Source organism: Ensifer adhaerens (assembly GCF_002007205.1).
Classification (GTDB): Bacteria; Pseudomonadota; Alphaproteobacteria; order Rhizobiales; family Rhizobiaceae; genus Ensifer; species Ensifer adhaerens_D.
This window is the reverse complement of the sequence record NZ_LAZS01000014.1, coordinates 322,901-345,176: the sequence shown is the minus strand read 5'-3', so window position 1 is coordinate 345,176 and position 22,276 is coordinate 322,901. Positions and strand designations below refer to the sequence as shown.

Genomic DNA, 22,276 nt, shown 5'->3' with positions numbered 1-22,276 from the left:
TTATTGGGTCGGCTCGCTGCGTCCGGCAAGCGGCCACCCACCCGGGCCGAGACGAAACAGGCGGCCGTATTTGGCGAAGACAAAGGCCATCATCACGGATGTCCATAGGCCGAGCAGCAGGCCGGCGGCGACGTCGCTCGGATAATGGGCGCCGACGATGACGCGAGAAACGCCGATCGTCAGCGCCAGGACCAGAAAGAGCGGCCTCAGCTTCGGCAACAGCATGGCGAAGACGCCGAAGAAGGCGCCGGCCGCGGTCGAGTGACCGGACGGAAAGCTCTCGTAGAGATCACTGGCGGCGAACGGTGTCAGGCTGTAGGCGCCGAGCTCGGCAAAGAGTTCCGGCCGTGCCCGCCCGATCAGCAACTTCAGCATATGCACCAGCGCGCTGGCCGTGCCGATCGTCAAGAGGAAATAGGCGGCGAGATTGCGGGCGGTGCGTGCCTTGTTCTGAAGGGGGCCCTGGCTTGCCGCCCGGCGCAGCACGAAGGCTGCCGCAAGAACGGCGCCGGAGAGATAGATCATCCAGCCAAAGGTGCCGAAATCGGTGATCCGTTCATTGAATTTGACGATGCTGTCCGGCAGGCCCTGCGCGCGCTGCGACAGAAACGGATCGAGCGGGACGAGCGCGAAGACGAGCACGGCTGTCGTCAGCATGATCCATCCGGTGGCCGCGAGTGGTCGGTTCATGTAACTCCCGTTCTGCCGCGCTCACTTGCCAGTCGCGCGGCATCGCTTGTTTTTGCCAGTTGCCGCGCCAAATGGCCCTGGCCGTTCTTCTCCCGATGTGTCGGTTCTTTTGTCAAATTCAAGGCCGTGAAACGCAAAACACCTCCGGATGCGCTCCGGAGGTGTTTGTCTTTGAGGGTGCCTGTCGGCGTCGGCGTGACGCCTTCAGGTGGCGATTGTCGCTTACGCCGACAGCGCCTTGAATTCGGCGAGGATGGCGTCGCCCATTTCGGTGGTGCCGACCTTCCTGGCGCCGTCGGCCATGATGTCGCCGGTGCGGATGCCCTGGTCGAGCACGTTGGCGATCGCCTTCTCCAGGTTGTCGGCTTCCTTGACGAGGTTGAAGGAGTAACGCAGGCACATGGCGAAAGAAGCGATCATGGCGATCGGGTTGGCAATGCCCTTGCCGGCAATATCCGGCGCCGAGCCATGCACCGGCTCGTAGAGCGCCTTGCGCTTGCCGGTGACGCCGTCCGGCGCACCGAGAGAGGCCGAGGGCAGCATGCCGAGCGAACCGGTGAGCATCGCCGCCACGTCCGACAGCATGTCGCCGAACAGGTTGTCGGTGACGATGACGTCGAACTGCTTGGGCTGGCGCACCAGCTGCATGCCGCCGGCGTCGGCCAGCATGTGCTCGAGCTGGACGTCGGCATACTTCGCCTTGTGCGTCTCGGTCACCACCTGGTTCCAGAGCACGCCCGACTTCATGACGTTGCGCTTTTCCATCGAGCAGACGCGGTTCTGACGGGTGCGGGCGAGCTCGAAGGCGACGCCTGAGATGCGCTCGATCTCGTAGGTGTCGTAAACCTGGGTGTCGATGCCGCGCTTCTGGCCGTTGCCGAGATCGATGATCTCCTTCGGTTCACCGAAATAGACGCCACCGGTGAGCTCACGCACAATCAGGATGTCGAGACCTTCCACCAGTTCGGGCTTGAGCGACGAAGCGGCGGCCAGCGCCGGGTAGCAGATCGCCGGGCGCAGGTTGGCGAAAAGTTCGAGATCCTTGCGCAGGCGCAAAAGGCCGGCTTCGGGGCGCACCTCATAGGGCACCGCATCCCACTTCGGACCGCCGACGGCGCCGAACAGCACCGCGTCGGCGGCGAGCGCCTTTGCCATGTCCTCTTCCGAAATCGCCTGGCCATGGGCGTCATAGGCCGAACCGCCGACCAGACCCTCGTCGGTCACGAAGCCGGCAGAAAGCTCGGCGTTCATGTAGGCGATGATCTTGCGGACTTCCGCCATGGCTTCCGGACCGATGCCGTCGCCGGGCAGAAGGAAGAGGTTGCGCACAGTCATGGATAGTCCTTCTCGCGGGGAAAACTCGGCCGCGTTCTAGCGCAACTTCGTATCGAGGGAAATCGGCGAAACGAAAGATTTGTGCGCGGGTCGTGAGCGGAACGTTCCCCACGGAACAGCTGCTCCAGCGAGGGAGTGCCATGTTGTTCCAAAGCCCGCGCACCTGCCCGGCCATCGACCCTTCGAGGAGAAGAACATGTACAATTTCGTCCACGCAGTTGCCGCACATATCCGCGCCACGACCAGGAACTTGACATTTTCCGGCAGGCAGCGCGGCAAGCGGTCACGCGCGTCGTCCTATAGCTGGCTTAGCTTTCCTCTTGACTGAATCGGTGCCTCCGGATCGAATGCGGGCAACACAACCGGGAACCCGCCATGTCCGAGACGCTGCTGATCGGAGCCTTTCTCGCCGCTCTCTCCTATGTCCTTATTCCCGGGCCGGCGTTCCTCGCGCTGCTCGGCATCGGCGCCGGTCAGGGCCGCAAGGCAGGTGCTCTGTTCATGGGCGGGCATCTCGCCGGTGACGTACTCTGGTCGACCCTGGCGCTGGTCGCGATCGTCGGTGCGCGTTCGGTCGGCACGACGATCTTCGATATTCTCGGCCTCTTCTGTGGTGCCTATCTTGGCTGGATCGGCTGGACGGCGCTGCGGGCACGCCCCGCTGGCGAGAATCGCGCGCTCGTGACCGTCGAGCGTCCTTTGAGGCGCGGACTGATCTTCGGGCTCACCAATCCCAAGGGCTATCCGGTGGCGCTCGCAACCTTCACGGCGTTGCTTGCCAGCTCGGCCAATGCCCTTGAATTCGACGCCCTGCCGGCGCTGCTCGGCGTCTCGCTCATCGGCTTCCTCGTTGCCGACCTGATCCTGATCGTCATCATCGGCACGTCCGTGGTGCGTCGCTTCTACCGACGCCACGAACTGGCGATCGTCCGGCTCTCCGGTCTCCTGTTCATCGGCTTTGCCGTTCAGGCGGTCTGGCATGCTGCTCCCGGACTTCTCGGTTTGCGCAAGTCTTGACGCTCTCCCTGTCGGCAACCACCTTCATTTTCGCCGCTTCCTGAGCCATCGGTCAGCGGCGTCCCTCCCCGGCCCCGCGTCGGACCGCATGCGAAAGGATTTCTGATGACCACCAGCACCCCGCTCAATCCCGCGCTCACCTCGTGGACAGGCCACGAGGGCCTCCCGCGGTTCGACCTGGTGAAGGACGAGGATTTTGCCCCGGCATTCGACGCGGCGTTTCGGGAGCATGAGGCGGAGATCGATGCGATTGCCGATAATCCCGCGGCGCCGACCTTCGACAACACCATCGTTGCGCTCGAGATCGCCGGCGACGCACTTTCGCGCGTGTCTTCGATCTTCTGGAACAAGGCCGGCGCCGACACCAACGAGACGATCCAGGCGCTGGAGCGGGAGATCGCGCCGAAGATGTCGCGGCACTATTCGAAAATCGGCATGAATGCGGCGCTGTTCAAGCGCATCGATACGCTGTGGGAAGGACGCCAGGCCCTTGGCCTCGATCTCGAAGCGACGCGGGTGCTCGAACGGCACTGGAAGGGTTTCGTCAAGTCCGGAGCCAAGCTCGCAAAGCCCGAGCAGGAGCGGCTGGCAGCGATCAACGAGAAGCTCGCCGGCCTCGGCGCGAAGTTCGGCCAGAATGTGCTTGCCGATGAGAAGAGCTGGGTTCTGTTCCTCGACAGCGAGGAACAGCTCGCCGGCTTGCCGGACTTCCTGCGCGACGCCATGGCGGCGGTCGCCGAAGACCGCGGCCAGAAGGGAAAATTCGCGGTCACCCTGTCGCGCTCGATCATCGAGCCGTTCCTCACCTTCTCCGACAACCGCGAACTTCGTGAACAGGCGTTCCGTGCCTGGATTGCCCGTGGCGAAAACGGCGGCGAGACCGACAATCGGACACTGATCGCCGAGATGCTGACGCTGCGTGCCGAAAAGGCAAAGCTGCTCGGCTATGAAAACTTCGCGTCGCTGAAGCTCGACGAAACCATGGCCAAGACGCCTGATGCCGTGAACGGCCTTTTGATGCAGGTCTGGGAAAAGGCAGTCGCCCGTGCTCGCGAGGAGGAGGCCGAGCTTGCGCGGCTTGTCGCTGGGGAAGGCCGCAATCACGACGTCATGCCCTGGGATTGGCGCCACTATGCCGAAAAGCTCCGGGCCGAGAAGTTCAGTTTCTCCGAAGGCGAACTCAAGCCCTACCTGCAGCTCGAAAAGATCATCGAGGCCTGCTTCGATGTTGCCAAGCGTCTGTTCGGCATCACCGCGACGGAAAAGAAGGGAATCGCCGCCTATCATCCCGACGTGCGTGTCTTCGAGATCAAGGATGCATCCGGAAAGCTGGTGGCGCTTTTCCTCGGCGACTATTTCGCCAGGCCGTCGAAGCGCTCCGGCGCCTGGATGAGCGCCTTCCAGTCGCAGCACAAGCTCAAGCTGAAGAACGGTACCGAGGGCGAACTGCCGATCATCTACAACGTCTGCAATTTTGCCAAGCCGGCCGAGGGCAAGCCGGCACTGCTGTCGCTCGATGATGCCCGTACGCTCTTCCACGAGTTCGGGCATGCATTGCATGGCATGCTATCCAACGTCACCTATCCTTCGGTATCCGGCACGGGTGTGTCGCGTGACTTCGTCGAATTGCCGTCGCAGCTCTACGAGCATTGGCTGACGGTGCCGGAGATACTCAAGCGCTATGCCGTGCACTACCAGACCGGCGAACCGATGCCTGAGGCGCTGCTCGACAAGGTGCTTGCGGCTCGGACCTTCAATTCCGGTTTTACCACCGTCGAGTTCACCTCCTCCGCCCTGGTCGACATGGCCTACCACACGGCCGAGGTGACGGCGGAGCCGATGGCGCTGGAGGCGAAGAAGCTCGATGAGATCGGCATGCCGAAATCCATCGTCATGCGTCACCGCAGCCCGCATTTCCTGCACGTCTTTTCGGGCGACGGTTACTCGGCCGGCTACTATTCCTATATGTGGTCGGAAGTGCTCGACGCCGATGCCTTCGCCGCCTTCGAAGAAACCGGGAACGCCTTCGATGCGGCCATGGCCGCGCGGCTCAAGGACAACATCTACTCGGTCGGCGGTTCGATCGATCCGGAGGATGCCTACAAGGCCTTCCGTGGCAAGCTGCCGAGCCCTGACGCGATGCTGGCGAAAAAGGGCCTTGCCGCCTGAGCCGCACCAATCCCCGGTCACGCCATCCGGCGTGACCGGTTACTCCAGAGCGCCCGCGCGGTCTCGCAAGCCGCCTCGAAATCGTCGTGATTGCGCAGGCTGAGGAGAGCGGCAGCCGCTGTCGTGATGATAATTGTTTCGGCGCGTTCGTCGCGGGCAGCACCGGTCCAGACCGCCTGCCAGTATTCGCGGCTGCTCAGACCCGTGCGAGGCTCGGTCGGCGGCGCCGTCTTTGCGGCGACGATGAGATCGGAGGCTTCGCCGCCGGCAAGGCGGAAAAGCGGCGTCTGGCGGTAGGGCGTGAACTCGGCGTGGTCCCTCGTGTTGCCGAGGATCGTCAGTTCCTTCGTGCCAAGCAGCATGGCGATGTCGCGGCTGAGCGTGCGGCTCGAGGGATTGGCGACGCCGAGCAGGCTTGTCCGCCCGCCCATCGGATTGATGAGATGGATGGCGGTATTCAACGGCATGCGCATCTCCATCAGTCGATAGAGCCCCAGCAAACGATAGATCTGCGGCGCATACGCCGACAGCGGCAGATAGGCGATGCCTCCCGATCCAAGCGCTGCCTTCGCCGCCGCGATCGACGTGCAGATCGGGATGCCGGCTGTGGAAGCGGCGATCTCAAGCTTGTGTCTGTCCTCGCTGGCCTCGCCGTAGTTCCCATGGAGCACGACGCGATGGCCGGCTTCGGCGACAAGCCGTGCTGAATGCAGGAACCAGGGCGCGGTCTTCAGTTTCGGCGAGAGGTAGCAGGGCCAGTCGAGATCGGCGATGCCGCTTGCCGGTTCGATCGCGCCGACATGCCGGCGCATGGCGCGCACGAAACCGGCCACTTCCACCGCGGTCGGTCCGCGATAATGCAGCACTGTCATCAGCGCGCCGATCTGCACGGGATCGGCCTCGCCGGCAAGCATGATCGCCAGCGCATCCTCGGCCTCGTCTTCGCTCAAAGGGCGGCTGCGGCCGGCGCCGGTGCCGACAGTGGCGATGCAACGGGCAAGCCGCCGCTCGGGTGCGGCATCGTCGCCGATTTCGGCAAGCTTTGCAGCGAATTGCTCCGGTGCCGGCTCGCCTTCGAGCAGGCGGCTCGGACGAACGGCGAGCGGCGGTGCATCGGTGAGCGCCTGCCCTCCCCAGCCTGCGTGGCCCATTTGCCGTGGCGTTGATGGGCCGCCGCCTGCGTGGACGCCAAGCAGCGCTTCGGTCTCTGCGGCAAGAGCGCGCACGCGCAGGCGCAGCGACTCGGCAAGCGGGGTCGGGCGCAAACCATGGCCGGTGCGCAGGAACAAGGGATCGGCATAGTCTTCACGCAATTGGCCGAGCAAGCGGCTCATCGCCGAGGGCTGAAGTCCGACGCTCGCGGCCGCGCGGCTGACGCTGTTTTCGCGCAACAGCGCGTCGAGCGCCACGAGCAGGCGCAGCTTGCTCAGGTCCGTCTGACGTTCGTTCGAGACCGGCTTGCCCGCTGCTTCGCCCGTTCGTTCTTCCGCCATCGTTCCGTCCCGCCTTTCTGTCTCATCCGGCATATTCACGGGCGCTGTTTTGCGCCGTTTCGTAATTGGAACGGTTCTAAAACAGCGCCGTTGACCGCCTCATCCGCCAATAACTAAGTGGAGTTCATTACTCAAGATATATGTGGGGCGAAGATGATGAAGCGGATGGGGCTTGCGAGGGAAACCGATGGTCGGCAGCTAGGTACCGGTCAACCGGGCCGCCGCGGCTCGGCCGGATGGTCACGTCATTTCGTCTGCGCCTGCCTTGCCGGCACGGCGCTGACGATGCCGGCGGAAGCCTTGGCACAGAAGGCCAAGGAAAAGGTGAAGGAGAAGGCGACCGAGCTCGAGCAGATCGTGGTCACGGCGACTGGCTTCGAGCAGAACGCCAAGGAGGCGCCGGCGAGCATTACGGTGATATCGGGCGAAGACCTGCAGAAGCGGTCGTTTCGCGATCTGACCGATGCGCTGCGCGACGCGCAAGGGGTGGCGGTGACCGGTGTTGCCAACGAGCGCGATATCTTCATCCGCGGCCTGCCCGGCTCCTACACACTGATTCTTGTCGACGGAAAGCGCCAGAGCACGCGTGACGCGCGCACCAATGGCAACTCCGGTTTCGAGCAGAGCTTCATTCCGCCGGCCGCCGCCATCGAGCGTATCGAGATCGTCCGTGGGCCGATGTCGTCGCTCTACGGTTCCGATGCCATGGGCGGGGTCATCAACATCATCACCCGCAAGGTTGCCGATACCTGGACCGGCTCGGTCACGACCGACGGCACGATGCAGCAGCACAGCCGCTTCGGTAATTCGGGCCAAATGTCGTTCTACACCAGCGGCCCGATCCTGAAAGATACGCTCGGCGTGCAGATCTGGGGCCGGGGCCTCAAGCGCGGCGAGGACAAGTTTCTTTCCGGCATAACAGGCTCGAAGGAGCACGATTTGACGGCGCGGCTTTCCTACACGCCGAACGAGGATCACGATTTCTTCCTTGAGGGCGGTACGGCGCGGCTGAAGCGCGACGCCAATGTCGGAAACACGATTGCACCGGGGCCGCGCGCCGTCAGCACCTACAATGAAAACGATCGCGATCATTGGTCGTTCTCGCACACCGGACGCTGGGGCCCGACGACCTCGGACTTCTCCATCCTGCAGGAATGGGCGGAGCGTCGGAACTACAATTACAGCCAGGCGGATGGCCGTTTCATCAAGCAGCCGCGCGCACCTCAAGTGCGCAACACCGTCATCGACGGCAAGTTCACCACACCGTTCGAACTCGGCGGCAGCCACACGCTGGTGACCGGCGGGCAATATTTCGAGGCGCGGCTGTCCGACCAGAACCCGGGCCGACGCACGGGGATAAACGAGACCTTCTCGGCGACGCAATGGGCGCTGTTTGCCGAGGACGAGTGGCGCATGGTCGATGACTTCGCGCTGACCACCGGCCTGCGTCTCGATCACCACGAGGAGTATGGCTATCACCTGAGCCCGCGCATCTACGGCGTCTGGAACGCAACCGACATGCTGACGGTGAAGGGCGGCGTTTCCACCGGTTTTCGCGCGCCCGATATCCGCAGTATCGCGCCCGGCTATGCCTATACGACAGGCGGCGGCGGCTGCACCTATGGACCGACCGGCACCTGCGGCGTCATCATCGCGGATCCGAACCTGAAGGCCGAATCGAGCACGAGTTATGAAATCGGCGCCGTCTGGGACAACGGCGACGTCATCCTCGGCGGCACCTATTTCTACACGGATTTCAGGGACAAGATCTCCAACATGCCGGTGATGGACGCCGCCGGCAATCCGGTGCGCTGGAGCGAGGATCCGAACTATCGTCTCTGGTACAACTACAATATCGACGACGCGATCATCCAGGGTGTGGAACTGACGGCGACGTGGAATGCGACCCCGGACCTGACGCTTCGCGCCAGCTACACTTACACTCAGTCTGAACAGCAGACCGGAGACTTCGCCGGCTTCCCCCTGGCGCGCACGCCGGAGCACATGGCGAACCTGAGGGCCGACTGGTACACACCGGTGGAAGGGCTCGAAGCCTGGGCCTCGGTCAACTACCACGGCGAGGAGATCGCCGCCGGCCCGCGCATCGGCACCAACGGCAAGCCGGTGACCATCAACGGCAAGCAGGGCCGCAAGTACGACGCCTATACGACCGTCGATATCGGCACGAAATACGATGTCGGCGAGGGGCTGACGCTGAATGCTGCCGTCTACAATCTCTTCGACAAGGAAGTCGAGCAGACCGACTTCAACGCGGTCGGGGAAGGTCGCCGCTTCTGGTTGAGCCTGACGGCGACATTCTGACCGACGGATCTGCCGCTAACCGCTTCGGATCAAAATATGGACGGCGCCTCTTGGGCGCCGTTCGCTTATCTCAGGTCCCCTGCTCCACACCGAAGGTCGATAACAGGCTTTTCATTCGCTCGGTCGCCAGTTCCGGCCGGTCGAGCACATTGGCGCGGTCGGCGAGGCGGAAGATGTCGGAGTAATGCAGCACGCCGCGGGCGGACTGCATGCCCGCGGGCATTGTGAAGTGGCGCTGGTGGCCGTTCAACCAGGCGAGGAAGACGACGCCGGCCTTGTAGTACTGCGTCGGTGCCTCGAAGATCTTGCGCGACAAGGGGACTGTCGGCTCGATGACGCCGCGGAAGGTGGAAAGATCAGCCTTGGCGAGCGCTGCCAGCGCCTTGGAGGCCGAGGGTGCCACCGCATCGAAGATGCCGAGCAGGGCGTGGCTGTATTTCGTGCCGTCGCCTTCGATCAGTTCCGCATAGTTGAAGTCGTCGCCGGTAAAGCAGAACACGCCTTCGGGCAGGCGATTGCGCAGCGCGACTTCCTTGGCATTGTCGAGCAGCGAGATTTTGATGCCTTCGACCTTGTCGCGGTTGGCTTCGATGATCGAGAGCACGGTGTCGAGCGCCTGCTCGAAATTCTCCGACCCCCAATACCCCCGAAGCTGCGGGTCGAACATGTCGCCGAGCCAGTGCAGCACGACTTTTTGCCTGACCTGGCCGAGGATGCGCCCATAGACAAGGCGATAGTCGTCGGCGGAACGGGCGACGCGGGCAAGGGCCCGGCTCGCCATCATGATCGCCCTGCCCCCCTCGCCTTCGACGAAGCCCACCTGCTCCTCGTAGGCGGCGATCACGTCGTTCAGCGACCGCGTATCGGCCGGCGCCAGATGGTCGGTGCCGGCGCCGCAGGCAAAATCGGCGCCCGGCACTTGCCGCGCATCCTTGAGCGATCGGCGGATCAGCTCCTGCGCACCCGGCCAGGCAAGGCCCATGCCGCGCTGTGCCGTATCCATCGCTTCGGCGATCTTGAAGCCGAGACTCCAGAGATGACGGCGAAACGCCATCGTCGCCTCCCAGTCGATCGCCGGGTTTCCCCAGGGATCGAGATCGCGAAGCGGATCGGAGACCACATGGGCGGCCGCATAGGCGATGCGGTTGAAGGTCGGCGGCGTCCTGGGCCGTTCGATCGGTGTTCCGGTCAGACGATACTGTTCAAGCGAGCCGTCTTGGCGCGGCAGCGTCAGGCTTGTCATGGGGGTCGGTCTCCTCCGCGGACGTTTGTCTTGGAATACTTTGGATCGTTCCAAATGGCAAGCGGCAATGTTTTTCGGGAGAGGCGACGCTTCTGCAGGAGGGCAGGATCTCTATATATAATTGTTGTATTTCAGCAAGTTGATCAGGATATCGCGCAGATCACGCTCCCGCTTGAATACCGGGCGCTTGCACTCAGCGCCGGCTGGAGATGAAAAAAGTGATCAGCGATCTCTTGACGAAATTGGAACGTTCCAATTATGAAAGAGAAAAATGACGAAGAGAATTCGGGAGGATGCTGTGGTCAAGGAACGGGTAACGGTCATCGACATTGCGCGCGCCGCCGGCGTCTCGAAGTCGACCGTGTCGCTCGTTCTCCAAAGCAGCTCGCTCGTCAACGAGGCGACGCGCGCCAAGGTGAACGCCGCCATCCGCGATCTCGGCTATGTCTATAACCGCGGTGCCGCCAACCTTCGCCAGTCGAAGTCCAAGATCATCGGCATCGTCGTCAATGATCTCACCAACAGCTTCTTTGCCGAGCTCGCAGTCGGCGTCGATGCGGTCGTGCAGTCGGCAGGCTTCGTGCAGTTTCTCGCCAATACCGGTGAGAAGATCGAGCGTCAGCGCGAAGTGGTGGCGTCGATGCGCGAGCACGGCGTTTCCGGTCTGATCGTCTCTCCGGCGCGCGGCACGGAAGCGGCCGATCTTGCGCCGCTGGTCGAAAGCGGAATTCCTGTCGTGCTGGTCGTCCGCGATATCGCCGGCGCCCAGGTTTCGTCGCTGACATCCGACAACCATGCCGGCGCCATGGCCGCCGTCCGGCATCTGATCGAGCGAGGGCACCAGCGCATCGCCTTCCTTGGCGGTTTTCCCGATACCGCCGTCTTCGAGGCGCGCATGCGCGGCTACCGTGGTGCCCTCGTCGAGGCCGGCATGCCGGTGTCGGAAGCGCTGATCATCGGTTCGGCACCGTCGCGCGCCGGCGGCGTGACGGCGGTGGAGCAGGCGATGATGCTCGCCGATCGGCCGACCGCAGCACTCTGCTTCAATGATGCGGTCGCCTTCGGCGTCTGCGATGGTCTCCGGGCCCGGCGGCTGGAGCCAGGCGCCGATTTTGCCGTCATCGGCTTCGACGACGTGATCGAGGCGAAGACGGCGGTGCCGGCGCTGACGACGGTGTCCGTCGATCCGCAAGGCATGGGCCAACGGGCCGCCGAACTGCTCTTGAAGCAGATCAAGGCCGGCAAGGCGGAGCCGGAAGCGATCGTCAGCTCGGTCCGTCTCGTCGTTCGCCAGAGTTGCGGCGCTCAGGTGGAAAGAAAAAGGGAGGCACTGGCATGACGCGATGGGGTCTGATCGGCGCAAGCACGATTGCGCGTGAATGGGTGATCGGCGCGATCCGCGCCGCCGGTGGGGACGTCGTCTCCGTCATGAGCACCAATGCCGAGCGCGGTGCTGCCTATGCCGAAGAGAACGGCATTCCGAAATCCGTGACGTCGGTCGCGGAACTGGTCGGCGATCCCGATGTCGAGGCGGTCTATATCTCGACCACCAACGAACTCCATCGCGAGCAGACGCTGGCGGCGATCGCGGCCGGCAAGCACGTGCTCTGCGAAAAGCCTCTGGCGATGAACCTCAATGATGGCTGCGAAATGGTGCTGAAGGCGTGTGAGGCCGGCGTCGTGCTCGCCACCAACCATCATCTGCGCAATGCCGCCAGCCACCGTGCCATGCGCGAGGCGATCGCCGAAGGCAAGATCGGCCGACCGATCGCCGCGCGCGTCTTCCATGCCGTCTATCTACCGCCGCATCTGCAGGGCTGGCGGCTGGAACGACCGGATGCCGGTGGCGGCGTCATCCTCGACATCACCGTGCATGATGCCGATACGCTGCGCTTCGTGCTCAACGACGATCCGATGGAAGCCGTCGCAATCAGCCACAGCGCCGGCATGGGCAAGGAAGGGCTGGAGGACGGCGTCATGGGGGTCATTCACTTCCGCTCCGGCGTAATCGCGCAGTTCCACGATGCCTTCACCACCAAATTCGCCGAGACCGGCCTTGAAGTGCATGGCACCGAAGGCTCGCTGATCGGCCGCAACGTCATGACCCAGAAGCCGACCGGCACGGTGACACTGCGCAATGCCGATGGTGAGACCGAGCTGACGCTCGACCATCGCAATCTCTACGAAACCGCTCTTTCCGCCTTCCACGCCGCCGTCCGAGGCGAGGGCCGTCCTTCGGCGACCGGCGAGGATGGCGTCTGGTCGCTGGCCACCGGGCTTGCCGTCGTCAAGGCGGCGGCCACCGGCCAGGCGGTAGCGATCGAAACGGGACTTTGAACTCATGTCGATGAACAAGCATATCTCGCCGGCCGAAGCGGCTGCCCTGATCCCGGATGGCGCGGTGGTTTCGGTCTCGTCATCCAGCGGGCTCGGCTGCCCGGATCTGATGCTGAAGGCGATCGGAGAACGCTTCGAGACGACCGGCCATCCGCGCGATCTCACGACGTTGCACCCGATCGCCGCAGGCGACATGAGCGGCATCAAGGGCGTCGACTACATCGCCAGGAAGGGCCTCTTGAAGAAAATCATCGGCGGCTCCTATCCCTCCGGCCCGTCGAGCGCGGAACCGCCGCTGATCTGGCAGATGATCGGTGCCAACGAAGTAGCTGCCTACAACGTCCCCTCCGGCATCCTCTTCGACATGCACCGCGAGGCGGCGGCCAAGCGGCCGGGCGTGATGACCAAGGTCGGTCTCGACACCTTCGTCGACCCGTCGCGCGAAGGCTGCGCGATGAACGCTTTGGCTGCGGCAGAGCCGGTCGTGAAGAAGGTTTCGTTCGAGGGCGAAGACTGGCTCTATTTCAAGGCAATCACGCCTGAGGTGGCGATCATCCGCGCGACGACGGCGGACGAGCGTGGCAACCTCACCTATGAACACGAGGGCGCCTATCTCGGCGGTCTCGATCAGGCGCTCGCCGCCCGCAACAATGGCGGCATCGTCATTGCCCAGGTCAAGCGCATCACCAAGGAAGGCTCGCTGAAGCCCCACGACGTGCGGGTGCCCGGTGTGCTGGTCGACTATGTCATCGTCGATCCCGACCAGAAGCAGACGACCCAGACGCTCTACGATCCCGCCATCTCGGGCGAGATCTTCCGGCCGCTGGACAGTTTCCGCGTGCCGGAATTCAACATCCAGAAGGTGATTGCCCGCCGCGTGGCGCAGGAGCTTCAGGCCGGCAGCGCCGTCAATCTCGGTTTCGGCATTTCGGCCAACGTCCCGCGCATCCTACTTGAAGAAGGCCTGCACGGCGCAGTTACATGGGTGATCGAGCAGGGCGCTGTCGGCGGCGTACCGCTCCTGGACTTTGCCTTCGGCTGCGCCTCCAATGCCGATGCCTTCATGCCGTCACCCTATCAGTTCACCTATTTCCAGGGCGCCGGCTTCGATGCCTCGCTGCTCTCGTTCCTCGAGATCGACCGCCACGGCTCGGTCAACGTCTCGAAACTCTCCTTCCGTCCGCATGTGACGGCCGGTGCCGGCGGCTTCGTCGACATTACCGCGCGGGCCAAGAAGATCGTCTTCTCCGGCATGTTCAATGCCGGTGCCAAGCTTTCGATCGCCGACGGCAAGCTGGTGATCGAGAAGGAAGGCAAGCTGAAGAAGCTGGTCAACGAGGTCGAGCACGTCACCTTCTCCGGCCGTCGCGGCATCGAGCAGGGCCAGGACATCACCTATGTGACCGAGCGCTGCGTGATGAAGCTGACGCCTCAGGGCGTGATGCTCACCGAGATCGCGCCGGGCGTCGATCTGCAGGCCCATATCCTCGATCAATCCGAGTTTCCGTTGCTCGTTTCCGACAGACTGAAGACCATGGATGCCGCGCTGTTCCAAGAAGCGTTGATCGGGCTCGAGCTGCCGAAGAAGCCGGCGCGCCGGCTTCAAGGAGGCGACCGTGGCTGAGGGGCGTATTCGCATCGACGTCGATGGACCGATCGCGACCATGACGGTTGCCCGTCCTGAGAAGCTCAACGCCTTCGACATCGACATGCTGAAGGCGCTGGCGTCCGCCTGCGATACGGTCGAGGCCGACCGCAATATCCGCGTCGTCATCCTGACCGGCGAAGGCAAGGCTTTCTCCGCCGGCGGCGACATCAAGGCCTGGGGCGGAATGGATGCGCCTGCCTTCGGGCATGACTGGGTGCGTTTCGGCCATCGGGTGTTCGAGCGGCTGGCGACGCTGCGCATGCCCGTCATTGCAGCGCTCAACGGTCATGCGCTCGGCGGCGGGCTGGAGCTAGCGGCCGCCGCAGATATCCGCCTGGCCGAGGCCCATACCAAGATCGGCCTGCCGGAGACGAGCCTCGGCATGGTGCCCGGTTGGTCTGGCACGCAGCGGCTGGTTTCCCGCTTCGGTGCGCAGATCGTCCGGCGCATGGTGCTCGGCGGCGAGATGTTCACCGCCGAGGCTGCTTTGCGTGAGGGCCTGGTCGATGCCGTTGTTGAGACCGGAACGGTGTTTGTCGCTGCCCGCGACTATGCGGCGCGCGTTGCCAAGCGCGGCCCTGCGGCGCTCGAGATTTCGAAACTGATGCTTGCTTCGGCGAATGGCGAGGACAACGGCGCGGCAGTCGAAGCGCTCGGTTCGATCCTCGTCGCCAAGACCGGCGACCTCAAGGAAGGCGTCGCCGCGTTCTCGCAGAAGCGTGAAGCCCAATTCAAGGGAGAATGGTAATGACCGTGCTCGTGAAACCCAAGCCGATCGAAGGCCACAAGGTCCGCGCCTTTCAGATGCTGATCGACGGCAAATGGGTCGACAGCGCCGAAGGGCGCACGATCGAGCGTGTGGCGCCGGGCCATGGCGTCGTCGTCAGCCGCTATCAGGCCGGCACCAAGGCCGACGCCGAAAAGGCGATTGCCGCCGCCCGCCGCGCCTTCGACGAGGGTTCCTGGCCGCGCATGACCGCGTCGCAGCGTTCGCTGGTGCTGCTCCGCGCCGCCGACATCATCGCCGAGCGCGCCGACGAACTGGCCTATCTCGATGCGATCGAATCCGGCAAGCCGATCAGCCAGGCCAAGGGCGAACTCGGCGGTGCCGCCGATATCTGGCGGTACGCCGCGGCACTGGCGCGTGACCTGCACGGCGAAAGCTACAACACGCTCGGCGACGGCACGCTCGGCGTCGTGCTGCGCGAGGCGATCGGCGTCGTCTCGATCATCACGCCCTGGAATTTCCCGTTCCTGATCGTCAGCCAGAAGCTGCCCTTCGCGCTCGCCGCCGGCTGCACCACGGTCGTCAAGCCGTCGGAACTGACATCGGCTTCCACCCTGCTGCTTGGTGAAATTCTTGAAGCGGCCGGCGTTCCCGCAGGGGTCGTCAACATCATAACCGGCACCGGGCCGGAAGTCGGCGCGCCGATGACCACGCATCCGGATGTCGACATGGTGTCCTTCACCGGCTCGACCGGCGTCGGCCGCCTGACCATGGCAAACGCGGCGCAGACCCTGAAGAAGGTTTCGCTGGAACTTGGCGGCAAGAACCCGCAGATCGTCTTCCCCGACGCCAATCTCGACGAATTCATCGATGCCGCTGTCTTCGGCGCCTATTTCAATGCCGGCGAATGCTGCAATGCCGGCTCGCGGCTGATCCTGCACCGCGACATCGCCGACGAGGTCACGCGCCGCATCGCCGAACTCTCGGCCAAGGTGAAGGTCGGCGATCCGCTCGATCCGGAAACCCAGGTCGGCGCGATCATCACGCCGCAGCACCTGGAAAAGATTGCCGGCTATGTTTCTGCCGCCTCCAGGGATGGCGCGGCGGTCGCCCATGGCGGCACGGCGCTCGATCTCGGCATGGGCCAGTTCATGGCGCCGACCATTCTTTCCTCGGTGCGACCGGACATGGCGGTGGCGCGTGAGGAAGTGTTCGGCCCGGTTCTTTCGGTTCTGACGTTCGAGACGACGGAAGAGGCGATCCGCATCGCCAATGCGATCGACTACGGACTTTCGGCCGGCGTCTGGAGCCGCGGCTTCGATACCTGCCTGACGATCGGCCGCCGTGTGCGCGCCGGCACGATCTGGATGAACACCTTCATGGACGGCGCGCCGGAGCTGCCCTTCGGCGGCTACCGCCAGTCCGGCCTCGGCCGCGAGCTCGGCCGGCATTCGGTCGAGGACTACACCGAGACCAAGACGCTCAACATGCATATGGGGCCGCGCACCGGCTGGTGGATGCCGCGCTAAGGCTGGATCGAAGGAGGAAAGGACATGCGGACGAAGGGGGGAACATTGGGGCAGGAGGCAGCACCGTACGGTGCCGCCTTGCCGCTGCGTTCCGCCTGCTCAGCCGGGCGTGCCGAAACTCGATGGAATCTGCGGACAGAGCAGCAGTTGCAGCTTGCTGACGTCGCTTTCGCCGCCGATCTTCTGCAGCAGCACCCGGCCCATGTCCTCGCCGGTCGCCGTCAGGTCCTCGTAGATGGTCTCGACCTGCGGCTGGATGGCACTCAGGAGATGCGAGGTCTGCTTGGCGATGATGTCGTATTCTCGGCCGAGCGTCAGCCCGCAATCGCTCATGCCGGTGATGGTCGCGAGCGCGCAGACCTCGCCGCCGCACATGAAACTGTCCGGCGGATCGGGCTCGGCGTAGCGCTGGCGGACCCTGTCGCGGATGGCGCCGGCCGGACTGTCGAGATCGATGCCGGAGAGGATTTCGTAGGCGCAGCCGGCTTCGCGCACCGCGGTCATGAAGCCGTGCTGGAGATGGCCGGCGAAGGTAAAGCCTGCGGGACCGCTGATCAGCGCCGGCTTGCGCCTGCCCTTGGCGATCAGGCGCTTCGTCGCCTGGTAGGAAAAGGTGAAGTTGTCGTAATCGACATAGGCGTGCGGGGTCGAAAGCTCCGTTCGCCCATGGGTGACGAAGGGAAAGCCGAGATCGGAAAGCAGCCGGACGCGCGGATCGAGCGGCTCCGTGCGCGAGAAGATCAGGCCGTCAGCCATGCCGTTGCGGGTGATGTAGTTGACCGCCTCGACATTGGTCGAGTTCAAGAAGTTCGGCATGACGATCAGGTGGTAGGCGGTGCCCTGCAGCGCCTTGGCGATGCCGCTCATGATCGACGTGCCGTAGCCGAGGATTTCCTCGTGCGGGTCGAGCAGCACGCCGATGACGTTTGTGCGGCCGGTTTTCAGGCGCTGGGCGGCGCGGTCGGGCGAGTAGCCGATCTCATCGGCGACCTCGCGCACCCGTTTGCGCGTCTCGATGGAGATTTGCGGCGCCTCGGAGAGCGCGCGCGAGACGGTGGTGACCGCAAGGCCGGTGATTTCCGCGATCGTGCGAAGGGTCGGCTTGCCGCGTTTGGCGGTGACACCGCTGTCTTCGGGGTGGGCGGGCTTGGAGGGATCGGCCAATGCTAGTTATCCTGAGAGCGGGCAAGAGCGGGTTTTGTAACGTGGCCGGAACGCTTAAGCAATCGAATCATGCAAACGTTTTAAATCTCGCATCGCGGCATAGTTTGCTGCGCTGCAATAGCTAATGTGTGCTATATAATTCAGTAAATTCAAACGGTTCCGAAGGTGCTAAAATACAAAATGGCGGAATGCTTGACTTGCTGAATTTATAACGTTTTAAATGGCCAGCCGCTGGCTGAAGCGGCGCGAATTCCGGGGTGGAGGAGGTTCCGCCTCGTTAACTTGCAAACGGGAGGAAAACGATGCGCAAGTTGATGACGACGACGGCCGTTGTGGCGCTGATGATGGCGGCCACCGCCGTGCGGGCAGCAGAGAATGTGGAAGTTCTGCACTGGTGGACATCCGGTGGCGAAGCCGCCGCACTCGACGTTCTGAAGAAGGATCTGGAAAGCAAGGGTATTTCCTGGACCGACATGCCGGTTGCCGGTGGTGGCGGTACGGAAGCCATGACCGTTCTGCGCGCGCGCGTGACCGCGGGCAACGCCCCGACCGCGGTACAGATGCTCGGCTTCGACATTCTCGACTGGGCCAAGGAAGGCGCGCTCGGCAACCTCGACGAGACCGCTGCCAAGGAAGGTTGGGACAAGGTGGTCCCGACCGCCCTGCAGCAGTTCTCGAAGTATGACGGTCACTGGATTGCAGCGCCGGTCAACGTGCATTCGACCAACTGGGTCTGGATCAACAAGGCCGCACTCGACAAGGCTGGCGGCAAGGAGCCGACCAACTGGGACGAGCTGATCGCGTTGCTCGACAACTTCAAGGCTCAGGGGATCACCCCGGTCGCCCATGGCGGCCAGCCCTGGCAGGATGCGACGATCTTCGACGCCGTCGTGCTTTCGCTCGGCACCGACTTCTACAAGCAGGCCTTCATCGACCTCGACCCGGCAGCGCTCGGCGGCGACAAGATGAAAGAGGCCTTCGATCGCATGACGAAGCTGCGTTCCTATGTCGACGACAACTTCTCGGGCCGTGACTGGAACCTCGCTTCCGCCATGGTCATCGAGAACAAGGCCGGCCTGCAGTTCATGGGCGACTGGGCGAAGGGCGAATTCCTGAAGGCCAAGAAGGTGCCGGGCACCGACTTCGTCTGCATGCGCTTCCCGGGCACGCAAGGTTCTGTCACCTTCAACTCCGACCAGTTCGCGATGTTCAAGGTTGCCGACGACAAGGTTCCGGCCCAGCTCGCCATGGCGTCGGCCATCGAAAGCCCGACCTTCCAGTCGGCGTTCAACGTCGTCAAGGGTTCGGTTCCGGCCCGCACCGACGTTCCGGACACAGCCTTCGACGATTGCGGCAAGAAGGGCATCAAGGACCTCGCCGAAGCCAACAGCAGCGGCAAGCTCTTCGGTTCGATGGCCCACGGCCATGCCAACCCGGCTGCCGTCAAGAACGCGATCTACGACGTCGTGACGCGTGAGTTCAACGGCGAACTGACGTCCGAACAGGCCGTCAAGGAACTGGTCACTGCGGTCGAGGCCGCGAAGTAACGGGCTCGTTCCGGGGCGCAGAGGCGCGCCCCGGACACCCATTCCGACATGCAAGCGTCGTCGTACCGCCGTGGCCAATAGGACGCGGGGAAGGGCGCTTCGATACCCAGAACCTCGCGCGGATGCCGATATCAGGGACTTCCCGACGGCCGCGCCAGAAGTGGTGAACGTTCATGGATAGCCGCAGTCGCCTGCAGGACCTGATACCGAAGCTGGTGCTTGCCCCGAGCTTCCTTATCGTCCTGATCTTTGTCTATGGTTTCATTGCCTATACCGGCTTTCTGTCGGTGACGGACAGCAAGATGCTGCCGTCCTACAATTTCGTCGGTTTCAGCAACTATGTGAAGCTGTGGGCGCTGCCGCATTGGTGGCGGGCGGTGAGCAACCTGGCGATCTTCGCAGCGCTCTACATCGCCATCTGCTCGGTGCTTGGCCTCGGGCTTGCGATCCTGCTCGACCAGAAGATCCGCGCCGAAGGCTTCCTGCGGCCGATCTATCTCTATCCGATGGCGCTTTCCTTCATCGTCACCGGCACGGCCTGGAAGTGGTTTCTCGATCCCGGTATCGGGCTTGAGAACACCATGCATCTCTGGGGCTGGGAGAGCTTCTCCTTCAACTGGATCAAGGACCGCAACTACGCGATCTACTGCGTCGTCATCGCGGCCGTCTGGCAATCGACCGGCTTCATCATGGCGATGTTCCTCGCGGGCCTTCGCGGGGTCGACAACGAGATCATCAAGGCAGCACAGATCGACGGCGCCAAGACGTCGACGATCTATCGCCGGATCATCATTCCTTTAATGCGGCCAGTGTTCCTCTCGGCCTTCGTCGTGCTCGCGCATCTCGCCATCAAGGCCTACGACCTGATCATCGCCTTGACGGGAGGCGGTCCGGGCCAGGCGACCGAACTGCCGGCGACCTTCATGTATTCCTACACGTTTACCCGCAACCAGATGGGCATCGGCGCGTCTTCGGCGATCATCATGCTGGTGATGATCTTCTCGATCATCGTTCCGTATCTCTATTCCGAAATCCGGGGAGCAAAACGCTGATGAGCGCTCCGAGCCCAGACAACATCATCTCGCACAACCGCCTCACCCGTGCGTTGATCTATACCGCGCTGATCCTCTTCGCGCTCTATTCGCTGCTGCCGCTCTACGTCATGCTTGTGAACTCGGTGAAGCCGCTCGACGAGATCCGCCAGGGCGGCATGCTCAACCTGCCGCAAACCTTTACGATCGAGCCCTGGCTGCAGGCCTGGTCGACGGCGCAGATCGGCGTGCAACCGACCGGCCTGAAACCCTTCTTCATCAACTCGATCCTGATGGTCGTGCCGGCCGTGGCGATCTCGACGATCATCGGCGCGCTCAATGGCTACGTGTTGACGAAGTGGCGCTTCCCGGGTGCCAACATCTTCTTCGGCATGCTGCTTCTGTCCTGCTTCATCCCGTTCCAGATCGTGCTGATCCCGATGGCGCGCATCCTTGGCATCCTCGGGCTTGCCGGTTCGATCTGGGGCCTGATCTTCGTCCATGTGATCTACGGCATCGGCTTCACGACGCTCTACTTCCGCAACTACTATGAAGCGTTCCCGACCGAGCTGGTGCGCGCGGCGCAGATCGACGGCGCGAGTTTCTTCCAGATCTTCTGGCGCATCCTGTTGCCGTCGTCCGGTCCGATCATCGTCGTATCGGTCATCTGGCAGTTCACCAACATCTGGAACGACTTCCTGTTCGGCGCGTCCTTCTCGGGCCCCTATTCGACGCCGATGACGGTCGCGCTCAACAACCTCGTTTCGTCCTCGACCGGGGTCAAGGAATACAACGTTCACTTCGCGGGCGCGATCCTCGCCGCCCTGCCAACGCTCATCGTCTACATCGTGTCCGGCCGCTACTTCGTTCGCGGCCTGATGTCGGGCGCCGTGAAAGGATAAGCTCATGTCTTTCTTGAAAATCAGCAACCTGCGCAAATCCTATGGCTCGCTCGAGATCCTCAAGGACATCAACCTGGAGATCGAAAAGGGCGGCTTCCTCGTGCTCGTCGGCCCGTCCGGTTGCGGCAAGTCGACGTTGCTCAACACCATCGCCGGGCTTGAGCCGATCACCTCGGGCGAGATCGCCATCAACGGCCGCTCGGTCGCGGACCTGCATCCGTCGAAGCGCGACATCGCCATGGTGTTCCAGTCCTACGCGCTCTATCCGAACATGACGGTCGCCGGAAACATCGCCTTCGGCATGGAGATCCGCGGCGTTCCGAAGGACGAGCGCGAGAAGGCGATCAAGCAGGTGGCGGACATGCTGCAGATCGGCCATCTGCTCGACCGCAAGCCGAGCCAGCTCTCGGGCGGCCAGCGCCAGCGCGTCGCCATGGGCCGCGCACTGGTGCGCAACCCGCAGGTCTTCCTGTTCGACGAGCCGCTCTCCAACCTTGATGCCAAGCTGCGCGTCGACATGCGCACCGAAATCAAGCGGCTGCACAACCGCATGAAGACGACGATCGTCTACGTCACCCACGACCAGATCGAGGCGATGACGCTCGCGACCAAGATCGCCGTTTTGAAGGACGGCGTGCTGCAGCAGTTCGGCACGCCGGCCGAGATCTACAACAACCCGGCCAACATGTTCGTCGCCGACTTCATGGGCTCGCCGGCGATGAACCTTCTGACCGCGCGCATCGAAAAGAGCGGCTCCGACATCGCCGTCTCACTGGCGCGTCCGAATTCCGAGCCGCTGAAGCTTGCGGTACCGCAGGCCAATGGCGCGCTCTCGGCCTATGCCGGCAAGGATGTCGTCTTCGGCATCCGTCCGGAAGCGCTGACCGACCCCGACGGCGCCGACCGCAATGCCAAGATGGTCGCCGAGGGCGAATGCCTGATCGAAGTGGTCGAACCTGCCGGTTCCGACACCTTTGCTGTAACCCGTCTCGGCGGCAAGGAGATCGTTGCCCGGCTCAGGGCCGACGCCCGCATTGCGGCCGGCCAGACCTCGCGGCTTGCGTTCAATCTCGACAAGGCGGTGTTCTTCGACCCGCAGAGCCAGCAGCGGATCGCGTAACG

17 protein-coding genes are annotated in these 22,276 nt (G+C 63.4%); 12 read left to right on the top strand and 5 right to left on the bottom strand.

Translation table 11 applies throughout. The annotated features are described in order from the left end of the window. The gene (locus XB14_RS31800; RefSeq protein ID WP_077968472.1) at nt 1–690 is read right to left on the bottom strand and encodes a phosphatase PAP2 family protein; all 690 of its coding nucleotides are present in this window, start codon (nt 688–690) and stop codon (nt 1–3) included. Nucleotides 691–912: 222 nt separating this feature from the next. Beyond that, complete coding sequence (gene leuB / locus XB14_RS31795) at nt 913–2,025, bottom strand: 3-isopropylmalate dehydrogenase (RefSeq protein ID WP_077968469.1); 1,113 nt, start codon at nt 2,023–2,025, stop codon at nt 913–915. A 375-nt stretch (nt 2,026–2,400) separates the two neighbouring features. Between leuB and XB14_RS31790 the strand changes: the two genes are divergently transcribed. Beyond that, nucleotides 2,401–3,042, top strand: a complete 642-nt coding sequence (locus tag XB14_RS31790) for a LysE family translocator (RefSeq protein ID WP_077968468.1) — start codon at nt 2,401–2,403, stop codon at nt 3,040–3,042. A 105-nt stretch (nt 3,043–3,147) separates the two neighbouring features. Beyond that, nucleotides 3,148–5,211, top strand: coding sequence for a M3 family metallopeptidase (locus XB14_RS31785; RefSeq protein WP_077968467.1), 2,064 nt, complete (start codon nt 3,148–3,150; stop codon nt 5,209–5,211). A 17-nt stretch (nt 5,212–5,228) separates the two neighbouring features. On the opposite strand, the gene XB14_RS31780 is transcribed toward XB14_RS31785, so the two are convergent. After that, nucleotides 5,229–6,704, bottom strand: a complete 1,476-nt coding sequence (locus XB14_RS31780) for a glycosyl transferase family protein (protein WP_077968466.1) — start codon at nt 6,702–6,704, stop codon at nt 5,229–5,231. A 285-nt stretch (nt 6,705–6,989) separates the two neighbouring features. Between XB14_RS31780 and XB14_RS31775 the strand changes: the two genes are divergently transcribed. Next, nucleotides 6,990–9,026: a TonB-dependent receptor domain-containing protein gene (locus XB14_RS31775; protein WP_143348646.1), complete on the top strand. Its 2,037-nt coding sequence runs from the start codon at nt 6,990–6,992 to the stop codon at nt 9,024–9,026. Between the two features lie 70 nt (nt 9,027–9,096). Here XB14_RS31775 and XB14_RS31770 read toward each other — a convergent pair whose 3' ends face one another. Next, entirely contained in the window at nt 9,097–10,269 is a 1,173-nt protein-coding gene (locus XB14_RS31770) for a dihydrodipicolinate synthase family protein (RefSeq protein WP_077968465.1), read from the bottom strand. Nucleotides 10,270–10,567: 298 nt separating this feature from the next. Between XB14_RS31770 and XB14_RS31765 the strand changes: the two genes are divergently transcribed. Genes XB14_RS31765 through XB14_RS31745 form a run of 5 tightly spaced genes read left to right on the top strand, consistent with a single transcriptional unit; the run spans nt 10,568 to nt 16,510 of the window. Beyond that, the gene (locus XB14_RS31765; RefSeq protein ID WP_077968464.1) at nt 10,568–11,608 is read left to right on the top strand and encodes a LacI family DNA-binding transcriptional regulator; all 1,041 of its coding nucleotides are present in this window, start codon (nt 10,568–10,570) and stop codon (nt 11,606–11,608) included. Then, on the top strand, nt 11,605–12,606 hold the full coding sequence (locus tag XB14_RS31760; protein WP_077968463.1) for a Gfo/Idh/MocA family protein: 1,002 nt from the start codon (nt 11,605–11,607) through the stop codon (nt 12,604–12,606). Before XB14_RS31765 ends, XB14_RS31760 begins: the two co-directional genes overlap by 4 nt. A gap of 4 nt (nt 12,607–12,610) precedes the next feature. Further along, nucleotides 12,611–14,230 (top strand): acyl CoA:acetate/3-ketoacid CoA transferase, encoded by a 1,620-nt coding sequence (locus XB14_RS31755; RefSeq protein WP_143348636.1) that lies wholly within the window; start codon nt 12,611–12,613, stop codon nt 14,228–14,230. Continuing rightward, nucleotides 14,223–15,002, top strand: a complete 780-nt coding sequence (locus XB14_RS31750; RefSeq protein ID WP_077968462.1) for an enoyl-CoA hydratase/isomerase family protein — start codon at nt 14,223–14,225, stop codon at nt 15,000–15,002. Before XB14_RS31755 ends, XB14_RS31750 begins: the two co-directional genes overlap by 8 nt. After that, nucleotides 15,002–16,510, top strand: coding sequence for an aldehyde dehydrogenase family protein (locus tag XB14_RS31745; RefSeq protein WP_077968452.1), 1,509 nt, complete (start codon nt 15,002–15,004; stop codon nt 16,508–16,510). The genes XB14_RS31750 and XB14_RS31745 overlap by 1 nt, the downstream gene beginning before the upstream one ends. Before the next feature lie 99 nt (nt 16,511–16,609). On the opposite strand, the gene XB14_RS31740 is transcribed toward XB14_RS31745, so the two are convergent. Then, nucleotides 16,610–17,674 (bottom strand): LacI family transcriptional regulator, encoded by a 1,065-nt coding sequence (locus XB14_RS31740; protein WP_077968451.1) that lies wholly within the window; start codon nt 17,672–17,674, stop codon nt 16,610–16,612. Between the two features lie 302 nt (nt 17,675–17,976). Between XB14_RS31740 and XB14_RS31735 the strand changes: the two genes are divergently transcribed. The 4 genes from XB14_RS31735 to XB14_RS31720 all read left to right on the top strand — a co-directional run bounded on the left by XB14_RS31735 (nt 17,977) and on the right by XB14_RS31720 (nt 22,274). Continuing rightward, entirely contained in the window at nt 17,977–19,221 is a 1,245-nt protein-coding gene (locus XB14_RS31735; RefSeq protein ID WP_077968450.1) for an ABC transporter substrate-binding protein, read from the top strand. A 173-nt stretch (nt 19,222–19,394) separates the two neighbouring features. Next, a complete protein-coding gene (locus tag XB14_RS31730) occupies nt 19,395–20,273 on the top strand; it encodes a carbohydrate ABC transporter permease (protein WP_077968449.1) in 879 nt (292 codons plus the stop codon). Then, the gene (locus tag XB14_RS31725) at nt 20,273–21,154 is read left to right on the top strand and encodes a carbohydrate ABC transporter permease (protein WP_077968447.1); all 882 of its coding nucleotides are present in this window, start codon (nt 20,273–20,275) and stop codon (nt 21,152–21,154) included. Before XB14_RS31730 ends, XB14_RS31725 begins: the two co-directional genes overlap by 1 nt. Before the next feature lie 4 nt (nt 21,155–21,158). Continuing rightward, on the top strand, nt 21,159–22,274 hold the full coding sequence (locus XB14_RS31720; protein ID WP_077968444.1) for an ABC transporter ATP-binding protein: 1,116 nt from the start codon (nt 21,159–21,161) through the stop codon (nt 22,272–22,274). Nucleotides 22,275–22,276 lie beyond the last annotated feature (2 nt).